This is a genomic window from Streptomyces sp. NPDC002676 (assembly GCF_053592455.1).
In genome coordinates, this window is sequence record NZ_JBSFVT010000002.1 from 387498 (window position 1) to 405138 (window position 17641).

Annotated in this window: 17 protein-coding genes and 3 pseudogenes; 12 read left to right on the forward strand and 8 right to left on the reverse strand. The window is 70.3% G+C overall.

From position 1 onward, the window contains the following. Nucleotides 1-60: 60 nt before the first annotated feature. Entirely contained in the window at nt 61-543 is a 483-nt protein-coding gene (locus ACWD3E_RS08850) for a carboxymuconolactone decarboxylase family protein (protein WP_451386842.1), read from the reverse strand. Between the two features lie 121 nt (nt 544-664). Between ACWD3E_RS08850 and ACWD3E_RS08855 the strand changes: the two genes are divergently transcribed. Then, nucleotides 665-1645 carry a pirin family protein gene (locus ACWD3E_RS08855; RefSeq protein ID WP_451386843.1) on the forward strand — a complete coding sequence of 327 codons (981 nt, stop codon included), beginning with the start codon at nt 665-667 and terminating at the stop codon, nt 1643-1645. Nucleotides 1646-2351: 706 nt separating this feature from the next. Here the strand turns inward: ACWD3E_RS08855 and ACWD3E_RS08860 are convergent. Further along, nucleotides 2352-3638: a PAS domain-containing protein gene (locus tag ACWD3E_RS08860; RefSeq protein ID WP_451386844.1), complete on the reverse strand. Its 1287-nt coding sequence runs from the start codon at nt 3636-3638 to the stop codon at nt 2352-2354. 322 nt (nt 3639-3960) lie between these two features. Here ACWD3E_RS08860 and ACWD3E_RS08865 point away from each other — a divergent pair, with 322 nt between their 5' ends. From ACWD3E_RS08865 to ACWD3E_RS08890, 6 genes and pseudogenes are all read left to right on the forward strand, one after another. Then, on the forward strand, nt 3961-5334 hold the full coding sequence (locus ACWD3E_RS08865) for an ATP-grasp domain-containing protein (protein ID WP_451386845.1): 1374 nt from the start codon (nt 3961-3963) through the stop codon (nt 5332-5334). Continuing rightward, nucleotides 5331-7343, forward strand: a complete 2013-nt coding sequence (locus ACWD3E_RS08870) for a PEP/pyruvate-binding domain-containing protein (protein ID WP_451386846.1) — start codon at nt 5331-5333, stop codon at nt 7341-7343. The genes ACWD3E_RS08865 and ACWD3E_RS08870 overlap by 4 nt, the downstream gene beginning before the upstream one ends. Nucleotides 7344-7351: 8 nt before the next feature. Next, nucleotides 7352-8713 (forward strand): MFS transporter, encoded by a 1362-nt coding sequence (locus ACWD3E_RS08875; protein ID WP_451386847.1) that lies wholly within the window; start codon nt 7352-7354, stop codon nt 8711-8713. Nucleotides 8714-8846: 133 nt separating this feature from the next. Further along, entirely contained in the window at nt 8847-9050 is a 204-nt protein-coding gene (locus ACWD3E_RS08880; protein WP_451386848.1) for a hypothetical protein, read from the forward strand. A 137-nt stretch (nt 9051-9187) separates the two neighbouring features. Then, entirely contained in the window at nt 9188-10171 is a 984-nt protein-coding gene (locus tag ACWD3E_RS08885; RefSeq protein WP_451386849.1) for a S8 family peptidase, read from the forward strand. A gap of 392 nt (nt 10172-10563) precedes the next feature. Continuing rightward, nucleotides 10564-10686: pseudogene (locus ACWD3E_RS08890) on the forward strand (SDR family NAD(P)-dependent oxidoreductase); the annotation flags it as partial. 96 nt (nt 10687-10782) lie between these two features. Here ACWD3E_RS08890 and ACWD3E_RS08895 read toward each other — a convergent pair. After that, nucleotides 10783-11940, reverse strand: a complete 1158-nt coding sequence (locus ACWD3E_RS08895) for a hypothetical protein (protein ID WP_451387137.1) — start codon at nt 11938-11940, stop codon at nt 10783-10785. A 307-nt stretch (nt 11941-12247) separates the two neighbouring features. Here ACWD3E_RS08895 and ACWD3E_RS08900 point away from each other — a divergent pair. Further along, nucleotides 12248-12403: pseudogene (locus ACWD3E_RS08900) on the forward strand (IS256 family transposase); the annotation flags it as partial. 49 nt (nt 12404-12452) lie between these two features. Here the strand turns inward: ACWD3E_RS08900 and ACWD3E_RS08905 are convergent. Next, entirely contained in the window at nt 12453-12749 is a 297-nt protein-coding gene (locus tag ACWD3E_RS08905; protein WP_451386850.1) for a hypothetical protein, read from the reverse strand. On the opposite strand from ACWD3E_RS08905, the gene ACWD3E_RS08910 reads away from it, so the two are divergent. Continuing rightward, nucleotides 12748-13140, forward strand: coding sequence for a hypothetical protein (locus ACWD3E_RS08910; protein WP_451386851.1), 393 nt, complete (start codon nt 12748-12750; stop codon nt 13138-13140). The two genes, ACWD3E_RS08905 and ACWD3E_RS08910, sit on opposite strands and share 2 nt — an antisense overlap. Before the next feature lie 178 nt (nt 13141-13318). Here the strand turns inward: ACWD3E_RS08910 and ACWD3E_RS08915 are convergent, their stop codons facing one another. After that, nucleotides 13319-13807, reverse strand: a complete 489-nt coding sequence (locus ACWD3E_RS08915; RefSeq protein ID WP_451386852.1) for a GNAT family N-acetyltransferase — start codon at nt 13805-13807, stop codon at nt 13319-13321. Nucleotides 13808-14329: 522 nt separating this feature from the next. Between ACWD3E_RS08915 and ACWD3E_RS08920 the strand changes: the two are divergent. Both ACWD3E_RS08920 and ACWD3E_RS08925 read left to right on the forward strand, forming a co-directional pair. Next, nucleotides 14330-14428 (forward strand): annotated as a pseudogene (locus ACWD3E_RS08920) (pirin family protein); the annotation flags it as partial. A 105-nt stretch (nt 14429-14533) separates the two neighbouring features. Further along, entirely contained in the window at nt 14534-14689 is a 156-nt protein-coding gene (locus tag ACWD3E_RS08925; RefSeq protein ID WP_451386853.1) for a DUF6131 family protein, read from the forward strand. A gap of 40 nt (nt 14690-14729) precedes the next feature. Here ACWD3E_RS08925 and ACWD3E_RS08930 read toward each other — a convergent pair whose 3' ends face one another. The 3 genes from ACWD3E_RS08930 to ACWD3E_RS08940 are packed head-to-tail and all read right to left on the reverse strand — an operon-like array spanning nt 14730 to nt 16374. Beyond that, nucleotides 14730-15458, reverse strand: coding sequence for a UdgX family uracil-DNA binding protein (locus ACWD3E_RS08930; RefSeq protein WP_451386854.1), 729 nt, complete (start codon nt 15456-15458; stop codon nt 14730-14732). A 3-nt stretch (nt 15459-15461) separates the two neighbouring features. After that, nucleotides 15462-16010: a type 1 glutamine amidotransferase domain-containing protein gene (locus ACWD3E_RS08935; protein WP_451386855.1), complete on the reverse strand. Its 549-nt coding sequence runs from the start codon at nt 16008-16010 to the stop codon at nt 15462-15464. A gap of 37 nt (nt 16011-16047) precedes the next feature. Further along, nucleotides 16048-16374 carry a CBS domain-containing protein gene (locus tag ACWD3E_RS08940; RefSeq protein WP_451386856.1) on the reverse strand — a complete coding sequence of 109 codons (327 nt, stop codon included), beginning with the start codon at nt 16372-16374 and terminating at the stop codon, nt 16048-16050. Between the two features lie 137 nt (nt 16375-16511). On the opposite strand from ACWD3E_RS08940, the gene ACWD3E_RS08945 reads away from it, so the two are divergent. Next, complete coding sequence (locus ACWD3E_RS08945; protein WP_451386857.1) at nt 16512-17537, forward strand: cation diffusion facilitator family transporter; 1026 nt, start codon at nt 16512-16514, stop codon at nt 17535-17537. Nucleotides 17538-17641 lie beyond the last annotated feature (104 nt).

A 17641-nucleotide genomic window follows, 5' to 3' on the forward strand; every position in this document is an offset into this window, starting at 1 on the left:
CAGCACCGAACACGTCCATCCGCGATCTTCGTTCGCTCCCGGAATTCGATCGCAACGGGGTCACGCCTCCGGCCGTACCGGATGCCGGCTCATGATCGAGACGCGGTTGAACGCGTTGATGGTGACGGCCACCCAGATCACCGCGGATATCTGGTCGTCGGTGAGGACCTCGCGCGCGGCCTCGTAGGCGGTGTCCTGCGCGGCGGTGTCGGCGGCATCGGTGGTCGCCTCGGCCAGGGCGAGGGCGGCGCGCTCGGCCTCGGTGAACACCTCGGTCTCCCGCCAGGCGGCGAGCACGCCGAGCCGCTGCGGGGTGTCGCCCGCCCGCAGCGCGGCCCGGGTGTGCACGTGCAGGCAGTAGGCGCAGCCGTTGAGCTGCGACACGCGGAGGTTGACCAGTTCCACCAGAGTGCGGTCGAGGCCCGCCTCCGCGGCGACGGTACGGACGGCCTCGGACGTCTGCACCAGCGCGTGGTAGGCCTTCGGGCTCTGCTTGTCGATGAAGATCCGCTGCGCGTCGCCGGCCGGTACGGAACTGGTCACCCTTGCCTCCTCCGGATCCCGCGGGCGGCCCGCGTACCGTTTCGCGTGCGCGGCGCCGCCATTGGGTCTATGATCGCCATGATTGTTGAACTTAAAACTATCATGATGGGAGGTGGGCCTGATGAGCAATACCGAAACGCGGCCCGTCGAGATGGTGTGCGGCTCCCCCGCCGACGAGCACCGGTCCGCCGGCACACCCCGGGTCGAGGTGCTCACGCCGCGCGACGTGCCGCTCGGCGGGCCCCGCGCCATGCCGGTACGGCGCACCCTGCCGCAGCGGGCCCGCACCCTGATCGGCGCCTGGTGCTTCGCGGACCACTACGGCCCGGACGACGTCAGCCGCACCGGCGGCATGGACGTCGCCCCGCATCCCCACACCGGGCTGCAGACGGTGAGCTGGTTGTTCAGCGGCGAGATCGAGCACCGGGACACCCTGGGCAGCCACGCGTTCGTGCGGCCCGGCGAGGTGAACCTCATGACGAGCGGGCACGGCATCGCCCACTCCGAGGTCTCCACGCCCGGGACCACGGTGCTGCACGGCGTCCAGCTGTGGGTCGCGCTGCCCGAGGAGCACCGGCACACCGCCCCGGACTTCCGGCATCACGTCCCGGAGCCCGTGCGGCTCGACGGCGCCGTCCTGCGCGTCTTCCTCGGCTCCCTCGCCGGAGCAGTCTCCCCCGTGCCGACCTTCACGCCCCTGCTCGGCGCGGAGATCACCCTGGAACCGCGCGCGTCCCTCGCCCTGACGGTCGACCCCGGCTTCGAACACGGCGTCCTCGTCGACCAGGGCCGGGTCACCGTCGCCGGTACGTCGCTGCAACCGGCAGAGCTGGGCTACGTACCGGACGGCAGCGACACCCTCGTGCTCGTCAACGAGTCGGACGTCATGGCGCGCGTCGTGCTGCTCGGCGGAACGCCGTTCGGCGAGGAGATCGTGATGTGGTGGAACTTCATCGGGCGTTCGCAAGACGACATCGTTCAGGCTCGCGAGGACTGGATGAAGGGGGCACGTTTCGGTGAGGTGAAGGGCTACGCCGGGGGTCCGCTGCCCGCACCCGAGCTGCCGTCGGTGCCGTTGAAGCCACGCGGAAGGGTGCGCTGACCTGGGAAAACCCAATTCTCCCCTCCAGGGAGTTCGAGACCGCTTCTACGCCTGTCCGGCCACGAGGACCCCTGGTGACGCGGGCCCTTGGATGCTGCCGCACGGGCTCCTCCGAGGCTGTCCGCGTTTCCAAGGTCTGGGCATCTAAGGGCAACTTTGGCCGGACGAATGCTGACCCAATGCTGACTTTACTGACGAGGAGAGTTCCGGCCGCGGCATAGACGACTGGGGTGACGCCGCCCTGCCCGAGCAGGTAGGCGCGAGTGCGCCCAGCCCCAACACGCCCAGGGCGCCGATCACCTTGCGACGATTGCTTACCGTGTCCGGCACCACCATCCACGCCCCGCGAGGCTCAGCGCCCCCAGGTCCGGCAGCCGTTCTCGGTGGATCGCGAGCATCATTTACGGGTCGGGCTGCTTGCCGGACCACCACCGCGCACCAGGAAGCGGCGCACATGGCACCCCAAGCAACGGCTCCGCCACTCCCAGCGCACCTCCTCCGGTCGCCGCTCGACCACAGTGCAGAGCTGAAACTGCCGCCTCGCAGCAACTGCACGCCGACGACCGCTCCCGACCGCCCGTCAGCAGGTCTGCCCCACCATCGCTCCCCTGGGAGGCGACGCCGTGGTGCTGCTCGGCGACACGCCGACATCGACGGATCGGGCCCGTACGTTACTTGGGGCGGTGCCCGGACGGCAGCGCAGCGTTCAGACCGGGCTTGCGGGGTTCGCCGCTGTCGAGGACCGGGGCGGCCAGGTCTGTGATGAGAGGATGCCGAGCACATAGGCTCGGGCGACCAGCGCCGGGCGGGTGGCGGCGTCGAGCAGGGCGCGCAGGCGGCTCAGGTGGTAGTCCAGCGTCTGCCGGGACAGGCGCAGCGTCGCTGCGATGTCCGCGTTGCTGTGCCCGGCCGCCAGCAGGGCGAGTATGCGGACCTGGGCGGCCGTCAGATCCGGTCGGGCCTGATGACGCAGGCCGAGGTGAGTGCCGACGGCCCACACGCCCGACACACCGGGTGTCGTACCACACACGGTGCTCAGATGGATTCGGGCCCGGCGCTGCCAGCCGTCCCGGTCGACGAGTACGGCACATGTGCGGGCGCTTCGGCACCGGCCGCTGATCAGGTCGTCCCAGATCCGGTGCAGGGTGCTCCGTTCGGGTGTCCTGGCGAGCAAGGTGTCGGCCGGCAGGCCGATCAGGTCGGAGAGCCGGATGCGCAGGACATCGGCGACCGCGGTGCCGGCCTCGCTGACCCGGCCATCCGGATCCAGGCGGACGCAGAGCAGTCCGCTGTGGTCGCGCAGGGCCTGTAAGTCGGCCTCGGCCCGGTGTCTTTGGTCCAAAACCTGGGCGTAGTCGGTGACGTCGACGTAGATGCCCGCGACACACCGGACCGCGCCCCAGCGGACGGGGAAGCGGTATCCCGCCGCACGACCCGGGCAACCGTCGACACGCCGGTAGGTGAGAGTGTGCCGCACCGGCCGGCCGCGCGTCAGGACCTGCTGGTCGAGGGCGAGGAACCGGGCGATGTCACCGGCTTCGTCGACGTCGGCGAGGTGACGGCCGATCACGGCGTCGCGCGTGGTGCCGTACAGGTGGGCATAGGCGTGGTTGGCCCACAGGTAACGGCCTGTGGCGTCGCGTACGAATGCCGCGGCCGGGGCGAGGTCGGCGAACGTGGCGTACGGGTCGTCGTCCGGCCGGTCGACCACCTCGATCGCCACTCCCCTGCTGCCGTGCCGTTCCGGGCCGCCGCCGAGTTCCGGCCAGTGGACGTGGAAGGTTCTGCCCTCGAAATACGCGCGGTACGGGCCGCAGCCGGACGCGCTGGACGGGCCGCCGCCGTCCGCGTGGAGGGCCTCGAGGAAGCGGCGGGTGGCGCGCCGGTCGTCGAACGCGGCGCCCCCGCTGTCGACCACGCTCAGGCCGCTGTCGGCTTCCCACCATGACACCGCAAGAGGCGCGAGCAGCGCCTTGAAATCGGCTTCGTCCACGTTCAACTCCTTCAACCCTGCACCACATCACTTTGGGTGATACCTCATGCGTATCCCGTAAGGGATGGGGCATGCGAGCAAGGAAGACGCACCGTGGCGTCGGCGGCGCTAGCGCATGACCACACCTTCACTAGGCGCGGATCGGTGGCGGCAGTAAGGCATTTGCCTGAGTGGTTCGGGAATCTCGGCGCCTCGGACGCGGACGGGTGCTGGTTCGCTTGAAGGAGACGGCGTGACAGTGGTCGATGTACCGACGCAGCCGCGGACCACACACTGGCGCGGCCCCCTGGCCGCCCCACGACATCAAAGGAGTTGGAGTTCCGTGAGCAAGGTGCTGTACGTGCATGCCAAGGGCGGTCCTCCGGTGGGCCATGCCCTGCCACGGGTGGCCGCGAGGTCCGCGGTGCACCTACTGGCCCTCAGCGAGCTGCCCGCCCCCGTGGCCCATGACGCGGCGCAGCTGTACGCGTCGGTCGTCACACCCCTCGACGCCCGCGGTGGCGACCTGGTCGAACTCATCACCGCCCGAGCCCGCGAGGTGGGGGCGGACGCTGTTCTCACCTTCTCGGAGTACGCGGTGGTCGCGGTCGCCGAGGCGTCCCGGCAGCTCGGGCTGAGGGGTGCCGGGCCCGCCGCCGCCCTCGCCCGCGACAAACGCCTGATGCGCGCCGCATGGAAGCGCCGCGACATACCGCAGCCACGGTTCCGCGCCGTCACCAGCGCGGCCGAACTGGAGCGCGCGACCATCGAGTTGTCATGTCCACTTCTGTTAAAGGCGGCCTGGAGCGCCGGTTCGACCGCACACCAGATCATCGAGCGGCCCGCGGACGCGCTGGACGCCTGGCAGCGGTCGCGCGCGGTGATGGCCGAGTCCGCACTGCTCGGGTTCGCGGAACTGCACGTGCCCGGCGCCTCGGAGGACTTCATCGTCGAGGAGATCGTCAGCGGATGTGCCGAGGAGTGGTTCGACGGCCCGGGCTGGGGTGACTACGTCAGCGTCGAGGGCGTGGTCGTCGACGGAGTCTTCCGCCCGGTCTGCCTGAGCGGTCGGATGCCGACGGTGACGCCCTTCACCGAACGCGCCGCTATCACCCCGGCCGCCGTGGGACGCGAGGCGCAGCGCGTCATCGTGGACCTCGCCCGGCGCGCCGTGGACGCCCTGGGACTGGAGAACTGCGGCACCCACACAGAGATCAAGCTGGGCAGGGAAGGCCGTATGTGGGTCATCGAGACGGCCGCGCGGTTCGGCGGGGCGATGACGGTGCCGCAGATCGAGGAGGTCTTCGGCCTGGATCTCGTCGGCATGTTCACCCACCAGCTGCTCGGCGGCTCACCCGCCTGGCCCGCACGGGCGTTGACGCCCGAGGACGCCACGGGCGCGGCCGGATCGCTGGTGGTCCTCGCCGTGCAGGGCGACGGCACCCCTTGGCCCCGCCGTCATCGATGGGACGCCTCGGCGGTCGTCCGCTCGGCGCCGGTCGGCGCCGGCAGCACGCTGTCCGTCGTCCGCGAGAGCTCTCTGCCGGACGGGGCCCCCGTGCCGGTCTACGAGCCTGCCGCCGGGGCCAACACCATGGCGGGCCTGTGCCTGTTGTCGGCGGACCGGCCGCAGTCGGTCGTCCGTGACTTCACCGCTCTGGTCGACGCGCTGCCGCGCATCCTGCCCACGGACGCCACCGAGGGGGCCCGGCCATGACCCACGCACCGCACAAGGCCAACGTCCCCGACACGGCGGGCGATCGTACCGTCGTCGGCGCCAATCTCTCGCTGCCGTTGTTCCGCGCGCTGTCCGGCGTGCTCGCCGGACACCCGTACCTGAAGGTCGTGGTGGACAGGTCCGAGGACACCTGGCACCTGCTCGACACCCCGGTGCACCCCTTCCACGTCGACTACATCGCCACGCGCATCCTCGGCATGAGGATGGACGAACTCGACACCGGCCTGGACGCGTTCAACGCATCCGTGTACATGGCGCCTGACCGCCGCTTCCTGCTCGGGGTGTTGTCCCTGCACAGCGACGAGGACGCCGAAGGCTCCGAGCGGCCCTTCCTGGTCCTGGAGACGACCGAGGCGGACACCATGCATGCCGCACTGCTGGAGGAGTTCTACGACTACGTACGCGCAAGGGTGGACGGACGCCTCCCCCTGCTGCTGAAACCGGCGAACCACGGGCAGGAGCACGAACTCGCCTCGGTCAGTGAGGCACGCGTACCGCGCATCCTCAGCCAGGAGCTGTTCGGCAACCGGACCCGGACCTGCCTCAACCCGGGCGTGGCCGAAGGCCGGCTGCGCTGGTTCCGCCATCCGGCGGAGTACCACAGCGCCGCCCCACAGCTCGGCTGGGCGGACATCGTCGCGATGGCCTGCCTGCCCGACGACGTGCCCCGGGTGGCGGGGTTCGTCAACACGGAGCCCACGACGCCGCTTTCGCACACCAACGTCCTGGCGTCCGGCTGGGGCATCCCGAACGCGATCGTCCGCGACCTGGACGCGCTGGTGCGGCGGGACGGACTGGACGGCGCGTGGGTCCGCTACCGGGTCTCCGAGGACGCCATCACCCTGGAGCGGCTGTCCGACGCCCCGGTCCTGGAGAGCCCGGTCTGGCACCAGCAGCGCATCCACATCGACGCACCCCTGCTGAACGAGGCGCCGATCATGGCTCTGCCCCGGCTGCGGCGCGCCGACCGCGACAGTTACGGCACCAAGGCCGCCAACCTCGGCGAGCTGCACCATGTCCTGGACAGCCGCACGGCGGACCTGACCGCGTTCTACGCACGCCCGCGCCCGCCGCGGCCCGATCTGCTCGCCCACCTGGCCCTGCGTCTCGGCGAGCCGGAAGCGCCTGTGGAACGGCTGCGGGCCGCCGCGGCCGAACGCGTGGCGGCGATCATCCGGGCACCCGAGGGGGTGGCGCTCCCGTTCCGCCTGCACCATCTCTTCCTCACCTCGTCGCCCGCTCTGCAACAGGGCATCGGCAAGCTGAAGATGGCGCTCGAACTCGAAGCGCTCGACGTGATCGACTCCCTCTGCCTGGACCTGCAGCGCCTGATGCACCGCACGCCGATCCCCGACGAGGTGGCACGGGCCGTCACCGGCGCGGTGCCGGGTCTGCTGGCCGACGAACGTCGTCTCGTGGTGCGCTCGTCCTCCAACGCCGAGGACCTGCCGGGTTTCTCGGCGGCCGGCATCTACGACTCGGTCACCACCGTGCGCGGCGAGGAGCAGTTGCTGGACGCGGTGCGGCAGGTATGGACGTCGTTGCTGTCGCCACGGAGCGTACGTCTGCGGCACGAGGCCGGCATCGCGCTGGACGACACCTACATGGGAGTGATCATCCAGCGGTATGTGCCCGCCGACCTCGGGGGTGTGCTGGTGACCTGCAATCCGACCCGACGTGAGGACTTCCGCAACGTCTACGTCAACTGCACGGCCGGTTCGCCGGAGCGGGTGGTCGACGGCACGGTCCTGCCCCACCAGTACTTGTACAACACGGTCGAGGGCGGCGGGCGCACCGTGGACGTCGGCTCGTCGGGTGAGGACCTCCCGTCGGACACGCGTACGTCACTGGGCGACCTGGCCTTGGTCGGGCGTCTGCTGCAGTCCCACTTCAGCGCGGGAGACCCCGACGACGCCCTGGACATCGAGTGGCTCATGACTGCTGAGGGGGCGTTCCATCTGGTCCAGGTCCGCCCGTACGCCCGGTGAGGCGCTCCATGACCTCTGTGTGGCACCGCTCCGCGGATCCGGCCATGACCCCGGCCGCCCGCCGCATCATCCGCCTCAACAACGGGTTCCAGCTGTTGTTCAACCTGTTGTGGTGGATGCCCGTGTTCTACGCCTACCAGCGTGCCGCGGGCCTGTCGGACGGCCAGATCTTCGGCATCCAGAGCATCTACTACATCGCCTTCTGCCTGTTCGAGATACCCACGGGAGTCGTCGCCGACCGCGTCGGTGCCCGCAACTGCCTGCGCGCCGGCGCGGTGGTCATGACGGCGGCGAACATGGTGCCGGTGCTGGCTCCCTCGTACACGGGCTTCCTCGTGCACTTCCTCGCGATCGCCGCCGGGCGCTCCCTGACCTCGGGCGCGGCGAGCGCCTGCCTGTACGACGGATTGCGCGCCGAGGGAGCGGACGCCCATTACCTCAGGGCGGAGGGCACGGCGCGTGCCCTCGGGCTCGCTGCCAAGATCGTCTGCTGGCCGCTCGTCGGACCGCTGATGTCTGTGGCCCACCAGTCGCCGTACGTACTCAGCGCGGCGAGCGCGGCGGGGTCTTACGGCTGCGCCCTCGCCCTGCCCCGGATCGCCGCCGGTCACACGGGTGCGGGGGCGAGCACTCGTGGGCGGCGGCGGGGAACTCTGCTGCGGGACACGGGCGCCGCCCTGCGCGCCCTTCGGTCGTCACCGTGGCTGGCCCTGCTCATGGTGCAGGGCGTGGCGGTCTTCACGCTGTCGCGGATCTGCCAGGTCAATCTGTTCCAGCCGGTGCTGCTCGAGCACGGCATCGCGGAGAGCAGCCACGGCAGTGTCCTCGCGGCGATGACGGTCGCCGAGGCAGTGGCCTCCGCCCGGCCCCAGTGGCTGAGCCGGCGGCTGTCGCCCGCGGCCTGGGTGTCCCTGCTGAGCGTCGCGCTCGCCGCCGCACTCGCCGGCACCACTGTCGGCGGTCCCTGGGCCGTGGTCGGACTGCTGTGCGCGTTCGCTGCGATCACCGGGTTCGGCTATCCGGTGCAGCGCAAGCTCATCAACGACGCCATCCCGAAGGGAGCGCCGCGTGCCACGCTGCTGTCGGTGGAGAGCATCGTGGACCGCGGTGTGTGTGCGGTGGCCGCAGTGGCCGCGGGCGCGTATCTGGCGGCGGGCCGGCTCGACGCTCTTCTGTGGCAGTCCGCCGCGGCCACCTGCGTGTTGATGCCGGTGCTTCATCTGGCTCTGCGCCGCATGAGTCCGGCGTCGGCCGTGCGTGGGACGCATGGAGCGCACGGTGCCGACGCGGCCTCCGCCAAGGCAGTCGCACAGCCGGTGGAGGAGCCCGTTGCACTGCCCGTCGACGAGGGCGTGGCGCCGCACCCCTGATCGGGCCCGAGGCGACCGACCGCGCCGGGGAGCGTCACGCCCTCGGTCTTGCCGGACTCGACGGTGTGTCGAGGGCAACTTGTCCGCTGCGGAGTCCCGCACTCACCGGGTCTCCCCAGTCGCAGCCGCGCTGTTGAGCGATGCTGAAGATGTGCATGAAGGCGACGAGCTGGTGGTCGTCGTGATCACCGCGTACACCGACGCGGACCCGGTAACCGGCACCTTCAGCGAGAGCGACAAGGTGCGCGGTACCGCACGCCCCGCTGCAACCGCCCACGCCTTGTGGTCGTCTTGTGCGCCGACTGTGTACGAAGCAGGGATGTGGGGGGCGTTGTGACGCGGAACGTGACGAAGGCCGGTCTCATTGCGGTGGCCATGGCGACGGTGCTCGGGGCCTCGGCCTGCGGTGGGGAAGCCGGCGCGGCGGCTGGGAGGAGCGGCGGGGAGCTCTCCGCGCACGGGAAGGGGGAGTCCGTGGCGTCCTCCGGGGACGGGGCGTCGTCCGGCTCGGCGCCGGCGTCTCCCGGCACCGTGGGGAAGTTGTCCGGGATCGCGCAGACCGAGGCGTCGCCCATCACCCGGCACGTGCCGTGGAACCTGGACATTCTGGATCAGCGGTCGCGGCCGCTGAACGGGAAGTTCACCACCACCGCCACGGGCAAGGGCGTTCACGTCTACGTGATCGACACCGGGATGGACATCGCCCACAAGGAGTTCGGCGCACGCGCCCACCTCGGCGCCGACTTCGTGGGCCCGAAGGACTCCGGTGACTGCTTCAGCGAGGATGGGATGGGCCACGGCACGTTCGTCGCGGGCATCATCGGCGGGGCGAGGTACGGGGTGGCGCCCAAGGCGGATCTCGTACGGGTCCAGGGCATCCTGTGCGAGAGCGAGGGCGGCGGCTCCCCCGAGGCGGCCGAGGCGGCCTTGGTGAAGTCGGTCAAGTGGGTCACCGCGCACGCGCAGAAGCCTGCGGTGGTGAACATGTCGCTCAACCTCGACCACCGGTCCGCGGCCCTGGAGTCCGCCGTGAAGAAGATGGTCGACGTGGGGATCCCGACGGTGGTGTCCGCCGGCAACTTTCATGACGACGCCTGCAAGCACTCCCCGGCCGGCGTCCCCGGCACGATCGTCGTGGCGGCCTCCACATCGAACGACCGCGCGTGGAGCGACACCGACTCCTACGGATCGGGCTACGGACGGTGCGTGGACCTGTACGCCCCCGGCCAGAAGGTGACCGCCGCCCTCGCCGGCGGGGGTACGACCACGGAGAACGACGGCGCGACGTCCTGGGCCGCGCCGCATGCGACCGGCGTGATCGCGCTGTACCTGTCGGCTCACCCCCACGCCACGGCCAAAGAGGTCCACGTTTGGCTCGACCACACGGCCACCCGCGGTGTCGTGCATGGCGTCCGCTCCGACACTCCCAACCGGCTGCTCAACACCGGCGGCCTCTGACCGGCCCCGGTCGCACGGTTACTCAAGCGCCGGACCCTACCGCAATGGCCGGCGCAAGTCGCGCAGTCACCGCGCCCGCACCAGGAGTTGCAGCCCGATCGCTGACCTCGCGGTCGGCAGTGACGATGGGAACACACCGGCCGGGTGGCTGCTCGACGCCAACACTGGTGAGCCGGTGCCCGACCACCGGCTGCGCCACACCTTCACGGAGCGCCTCGCCCCGCCCGCCCGGGCCACGGACATCTTCGTCCACGTGCACGGCTGTCAGACATCCCCAAACTCCGCCCACCGCGCTGCCGAACGGCTGCTGAACCTGGCACACGACAACCTGAAGGCGGCCCCGGACAGGTATCCGGCCCAGCGGACTACTCGCGCTGAGCGACCGGTCCAGGATGGTCGAGCAGGGCTCCGGCGTCGTCCTCAACGTCTCGTCGATCGCCGCACTCAACGGCTTCCCGATGCCGGCGCCCTACGCAGCCGGGAAAGCCGCCATGACCTCACTACCCCGCACCAACGACTTCTCCACCGCACCAGAGATCTCCACTGGACGACCGCCGATATGGAAGGCGGCCGCTGAGCGACGGCATACGGTGGCGGACCCGTTCGCCGGGTCAGGAAACGGACGCCCCCCTGCGCCTCCGGACGAGCACCACAGCGGCGGCGCCCAGAGCGAAGGCAGCGGTGCCCGCACCCGCCCACACGGCGGTCGACAGTCCGTCCTCATCGTCGTCGACGGCGGCTCCCTGGGTGACGGTGAGGTAGCCGGTCTTCTTCACTCGCCCGTGGTGGCTGACGACGGTGACGGGATACGAGCCCGGCTTCAGGTCGGGCTTGATCCTCGCCGGGCCCCAGAAGATCGGGGCATCCCCCTCATGGCCCTTGAGATCATCGGCCTTCAGCCTGGCCGGGGCCTGGAACGCCGGAGATGTCGCGGTCATCCGCTCCTCCTCCCCGGGGTCCGGGTACGCATCCTGCCACCTGACGTACACCGTCCTGCCCGCCGCGATCGTGAAGCCCTTGGCCCGGGCGCTGAGCAGATGGCCCCCCTCCCCGAAGAACGCGGGGCCCCTGGCCTTGCCCAGATAGTCGTCGTCTCCGGGATGGGCTGAGCGGACTTCCAGCCGAGTCTCCGCTTTCCGCTTCCCATCCGCATCGGTCACCCGCACCGCGTACGTCCCGTCTTGGACGGTGTGCCGCAACGGCACGTTCAGCGCGATGAAATAGCGGGTGTTGTTCCAGGACTCCTTGTTGCGTGCGAGGCGGATCGGCGAGGTGAATGCCGCGGAATGGGCGGTAAAGGAATTGCCGGTCTCTCCGGGGTACAGGTCGTCGAAGTACAGACTCACCGTGGTACCCGGCCGTCTCGCGCGGTTTTCGTCCAGTTCGATGAACGGACGCCTGGGCGGCTTGACGTCGATGGTGTCGCGGGCCACCACCTTGCCTCGGGCCTTGACGACGAGCGGGTACGATCCGGGCTTGGCCGACGCCGGGATGGGCGCCTTGACGCCTTCCCCGTCGGTGTCCAGCGCAGGGTCGTCCATCCGGATCGGGGCCGCGAAGACCGGCGATTCGGCCACCAGGTGCACGCCCGGCTTTCTTTCGTAGTTGAGCAGATCGATACCGATGGCCTCTCCGGGGCGTGGGCCCGCATACGCCTGGGTGATCCTCGGGGGGTCTTCGCCGGCCGCGGCCGGCCACGCCAGGCCCCCACAACTCAGCACTGCGCCGCATACGCCGGCGGCCACCACCCGCTGCCAGTTCGCCCTCATGGCGCCCCCTCTCGCTCGCGGTGGAAGAGGGAAAGATCAACGTTGCGGTTGTCCGGACCGGGCAACCCGCACGTTGCCAGGGGCGCCGGTCCGACCCTCCGCCAGGTCCTGCCGAGCGCCAGGTGGAGTTGGTGCTCCAACAGCGAGTCGAGGTGACGTACCGACGAGAAACGATGAGCCCCGGCGGCGAGCAGATCCGCATCGTCCGCGGGCTGGGCGGTGAGGTCGAAGTCACAGGAGCAGTCGACGCGTTCGCCCAGGACATCAGAGGAATGCTCGCGGTTCTCATCGGCGATCCTGCCGCCATCGTGCCGCAACTCCCCGAAGACTGTTCAAGCTCGTCGAGTCGGCTCAGGCCCGCTGGCAGGCCGTCAACGGCGCACACCTCGTCCCACTCGTCCGTGCCGGAGCCCGCTTCGAACACGGCCGGCTCGTCGAACGCCCCGGGGCCCTCGCAGCATGAGTGCACTCAACTGATGGAGTGCGGCATCACTCCGGGGCGCGGGCTGCGGTCAGTCCGTGTCGAAGCCGGCCTTCCAGACGGAGCAGAGCCGCTCGGCGGCATCGGCGGCTTGGTGAAGACCCGCCTGGTAAGCCGGCTCCCAGGTCGTCCGGTCGTTCAGGTCCGAGCCGAACGCTCGTATTGATGCCGGATCGGGATCGATCGTCACCGCTGTGTGCGCCCCCGCGGCCATCAACTCATTGTGGAGGTCGCGCGGAAACAGGTGCGCCTGCGGATCGACCACGACGAGCGTGTCGGCTCCGGCCGCGAGGCCGGCGTCGGTCGCCGATCGCAGGGAACCGTCCATGCGGTTCCGCCTGGAGATGCTGCAGTGCGCCGGCACCCCGAAGAAGGGCTACGCATCCTGCAACGCCCTGCGCGTCACCAGCGGCACCACCGCCTTCCAGGAAGAGCAGGCGGCGAAGAAGGGCATCGCACCCCGGACCGTCCGGCCGAACGCCGCCGCGGGCTCCCCCACCGGCTACGGCCGCAGCGACCTGCAGTCGGCCTACGGCCTGACCTCCGCCGCCTCCGCCAGCGGCTCCGGCAGGACCATCGCCATCGTCGACGCCGACGGCGACCCGAACGCCGAGTCGGACCTTCCCGGCGACTCCCTCGCCTCCGGCGCTTCCATGGCCATCGAATCGCGTACACCTCGGCTCGTTCCCCACACGATCGAGGTCGGCCGCGTTGCGTAGTTCACACAACCCTGATCTGCGAGACGAAGTGGCCACGGTGTGTCGGCGGCCGCTGGCGCAGGCGATCCCCTTGCCAGGGCAGAGACGACGGCACACACGGAGCGCGTGGCGTCCAGCGGCTCCTGCATGCCGGCCACCATGCAGGCGAAGCCGGTGCCCTGCGAACCGGCACACCGCGTCATTCCGAAGGAATGCGAAACTCGAATTCGGGACGGTCCCACGGCACGGCGGGCGGGTTCGCGAGCGCGGTCCCGGTCCGCACTGCACCGACGCGGTGGTAGAACTCCTCGGCGGGACGATGCGACACGACCTTGACACGGTCGAGCCCGGCGGCACGGGCCTCGGACTGCATGTGCGCGACGAGCAGCCGTCCAATACCACGTCCTTGCGCTTCGTCGGCGACGAACAGCAGGTCGAGCTCCGGTGGAGCAAGGACGAGCGAGTAGAACCCGATGACCCGGCCTCCATGCTCGTCGGCGCCGACGGCCACGAAGGCGCGGTGTGCTTCGATGTAATCAGGACCGACCCGGTAGCCCGCGACTGCCGCTGCGTACTTACCCTCGTAGGCGCCTGAGCCACGCACGAGCCGCGTGAGCCGTTTGGCATCCCGCGCGACGGCCCTCCGTATCGTGATCGGCTGACTGATCGGAGAAGTGCGTGAACTCATCGGGAGAGTATTTCGCACCGGGGAGTGCCTTCCTGCGACGGGTCGGCTGCTCGGGCAGGCGTTCCTCCACCGCTCCCGGGAACCACTCGTGCGAGCGCAACCGATCTCACGCCGAAGCTGCGCGCTTCGGTGCGGCTTCGGCGTCTCACGGCTCCGCGCGGCGGTCCCGTCGGAACGGCTGCTGGCCGGCCTCGCCGTATCACCCGCTATCACGCAGCTATCACGAACTGGGCTGACCCTCTCGGACCAGTAGGCCCTGACCTGCGATTTCATGCCCGCGATCGACTGGTGTAGACGCCCCTGGAGGGGTCCCTACAACCTGTGCCAGGTCGGACCGTCGCGGGCCCAGGGCCTGCGGCCGGCGCCCACGCAGCCGTCTCGCTATCCGTGGCCGGACGCAGATGCCTTCTTGGGACGGGGTACGCCGCAGGGCGAAGATCTTGGAGCCGAAAGCATCCTCTGCGATGCCGGCTGAGCGCCCGCTTCAGTCACTCAGCGTTCCTGCGACAGCGCCAGATTGCGGGGGCGAGATTCGGCGAAGTGCGGGGGTACGACGGGGACCCGTTGCCCGCACCCGAGCTGCCGTCCGTGCCGCTCAAGCCACGGGGCCGGGTGCGCTGAGCCGCCGAGTCGGGACCTACGGCCTGCGTTGCCGGCGTGAATGCCGTGTGCGGTGCACCGGCCCGGGTACTCGGAGCGAAAACGTCCGCCTCTCTGGAGGTCAAAATGATCATCCTCGGAATCATTCTGCTGCTCATCGGGCTCCTCACTGGAATCGGCATCCTGTGGACGATCGGTCTCGTACTCGTGGTGATCGGTATCGTCCTGTGGGTTCTGGGCTCGGCCGGTCACGCCGTCGCAGGCCGTCGTCACTACTGGTGACCTACGATTACCCGTGGTGGCCGCAGCGTGGTCACTGCCGTTAGTCGCTCCGGGCCCGCCCGTCGCCGTCCGCCAGGACGTCCGCGACGAGTCGGAGATCGGCGACCAGGCCGTCGTAGACCGCCGTTCGGTCGGTGGCCCGCAGTACGGCGGACGGGTGGATCGTCGCCACCAGTGCGCTGATCCCTCCGTCGGTCCCACCCGCACCGTCTGCGTCGCCGCTCCCGTCGAGGCCGGGCCAGGGCAGTACGGCTCCGCGCTGCTCGGTCACCCGGAATTCCGGGCCGAGCAGGGCCTTGCCCGCGGTCGCTCCGAGCGCGACGACCACCTGAGGCGACACGACCCGCAGCTCGGCCTCGAGCCAGGGCCTGCAGGCCGTCATCTCACGCAGGTTCGGGGCCTTGTGAATACGGCGCTTACGGCCTTCCGGGATTGTGAACTTGAAGTGCTTGACGGTGTTGGTGACGTAGACCCGTTCCGGATCGATGCCCGCGTCCGCCAGGGCTCGCCTCAGCACCTTGCCCGCGGGGCCGACGAAGGGTCGGCCCTCCCGGTCCTCCTGGTCCCCGGGCTGCTCCCCGAGCAGGAGTACGCGTGCGTCCGCGTCGCCTTCTCCGAAGACCGTCTGGGTCGCCTCCTGATAGAGCGGGCACCCGCGGCACAGCGCAGCCGCCTTGCTCAGCCCGGTCAGGCCCGCGCGCCGGTCCGGGAGGAAGGGCGTCGCGTCATGAGCCTGACCCCCCTGGCCCCCGCTTCCCGTTCCGGCCATGGCTCAGCGTCCCGCCAACTCCTGTGCGAACACCTCCAGGAAAGCTTCGCAGAACGCCTCCAGGTCGGCCGGCTTGCGGCTGGTGACCAGCTTGTTGGGCCCGTGGTCGCAGATCTTCACCTGCTCGTCGACCCAGGTGCCGCCCGCGTTGCGGATGTCGGTGCGCAGACTCGGCCACGAGGTCAGCTCACGGCCCCGCACCACGTCCGCCTCCACGAGCGTCCACGGCGCGTGACAGATCGCGGCGACCGGCCGCCCCAGCTCGAAGAACTCCCTCACGAACGCGACGGCCTTGTCATTCATCCGCAGGAAGTCCGGATTGGCGACCCCGCCCGGCAGCACCAGGCCGCCGAAGGAATCCGCGGACACCTCGCCGACCACCGCGTCCACCGTGAACCTGTCCGCCTTGTCGAGGTGGTGGAAGGCCTGGACCTCACCGGACCGGGTCGACACCAGCACCGGCTCGTGCCCGGCCTCCACGGCCGCCTGCCAGGGCCGGGTGAGCTCCACCTGTTCGACTCCATCGGGTGCTGTCAGAAACGCGATACGCATGATCGGTCGACTCTCCTTTCCCGTCGTCCCCTCGTCCTCACGCGCCAGGATCCGCTGCGGCGCCGCCGTGCAGATCCGGCGTCGGTGCCACCGTGGGCGCGGAGGACGTCTCGAGGGCCGGGTCGCCGAGGCGGACGAGGCCCACGGGGTTGCCGTCGGGCATCCGATGGGGGTCGGTTTCGCCCGCAACAGCACCGGCCATCAGGTCGCGATCGCTGACCAGGCCCATCGGCTCGCCGTCGTCCATGACCAGGACGAGGTCGATGTCCTGGTCGCGCATCACCTGAGCCACCGATGTCACCGACGCCTGCGAGTCCACCGCTGTCGGAGCATCGGCCATGATGTCGCGCACGTTCCTGGCCACGTCGGCCCCCTTCCGCACCCCGGTACGGCGCTGTCACCGCGCCCGTCTGCCGGGTACCCAGACACAACCTGGTCAGCACCGGGTACTCGGCAGCGGGGTTTCATGCGAGCCACACGGCAGGCTGGAGGGCTGCGTCGGTGACGGGCACGGACGGCAGGCGCGATCGAGGCTCCACGGCCCGGGACGTAAGCACTCGGGTCACCGTCCTCGTCGCCCTCGGAGCCAACCTCGTGATCGCCGCGGCCAAAACGGCCGCCGGGCTCTTCGCCGGGTCGCCCGCCCTGCTCTCGGAGGCAGCGCATTCGGTCGCGGACAGCCTCAACGAGGTGTTCCTGCTCATCGCGGTACGCCGCAGCAAGCGTGCCGCCGACGACCGTCATCCGTTCGGATACGGCAAGGAGCGCTACTTCTGGGCGCTGCTGGCCGCGGTGGGGATCTTCGTCATGGGCGGCTGCTTCTCGGTGTACCAGGGCGTCCAGGCCCTGCGCACGGACCAGCAGGAGTCGTCGAAGGGCTACCTGGCGGGGCTGGCGGTGCTCGGGGTGGCGCTGCTGGCCGACGGCGCCTCCCTGGCCCGCGCCCTCCACCAGGCGCGCCGGCACCGTGAGGGCGCGGCCGACCCGGCTCTGCGCACGGTGATCGCGGAGGACGCGACGGCCGTGGCGGGCGTGCTGGTGGCGGCGGCCGGCATCGGGCTGCATCTGACGACCGGGCAGGTGGCCTGGGAGGCCGGCGCCTCCATGGGAATCGGGCTCCTGCTGGTGTGTGTGGCCTATCGGCTGGCCCGGGAGGCGCGGGACCGGCTGATCGGCGAGGCGGTCGACACGGAACTGCGTGACCGGATAGGTGACTTCCTCGCGTCCCAGCCCGAGATCGACAACGTCGCGGCGCTCCTGACCATGCGGCTGGGGCTGGATTCGGTGCTGGTCGCCGCGCGCGTGGACCTGGCGCCGGGGATCGACAGCGAGGAGGTCGAGCTGGTCTGTGTCCGGCTCAAGCGGCGGATCGCCGCCGAGTGGCCTCAGGCCGACCACGTCTTCCTGGACATCACCGAGGCGCCCGGCACCGATGAGGACCCGCCCCCTTCGACGTCCTCCGCCCCTGACCCGGACCACCGGCTCTCCCGCCTGCTCGGCCGCTCCGGCACGAACCCGGGCCCATAGCGGCACGGCGAACCGGCAACGACCATGACGCCCCTCGACGCACGGACAGCAGGCGTACCCGGGCAGAGACCGGGTACTCGCAGGGCGGTCCTGGCACGAGGCCC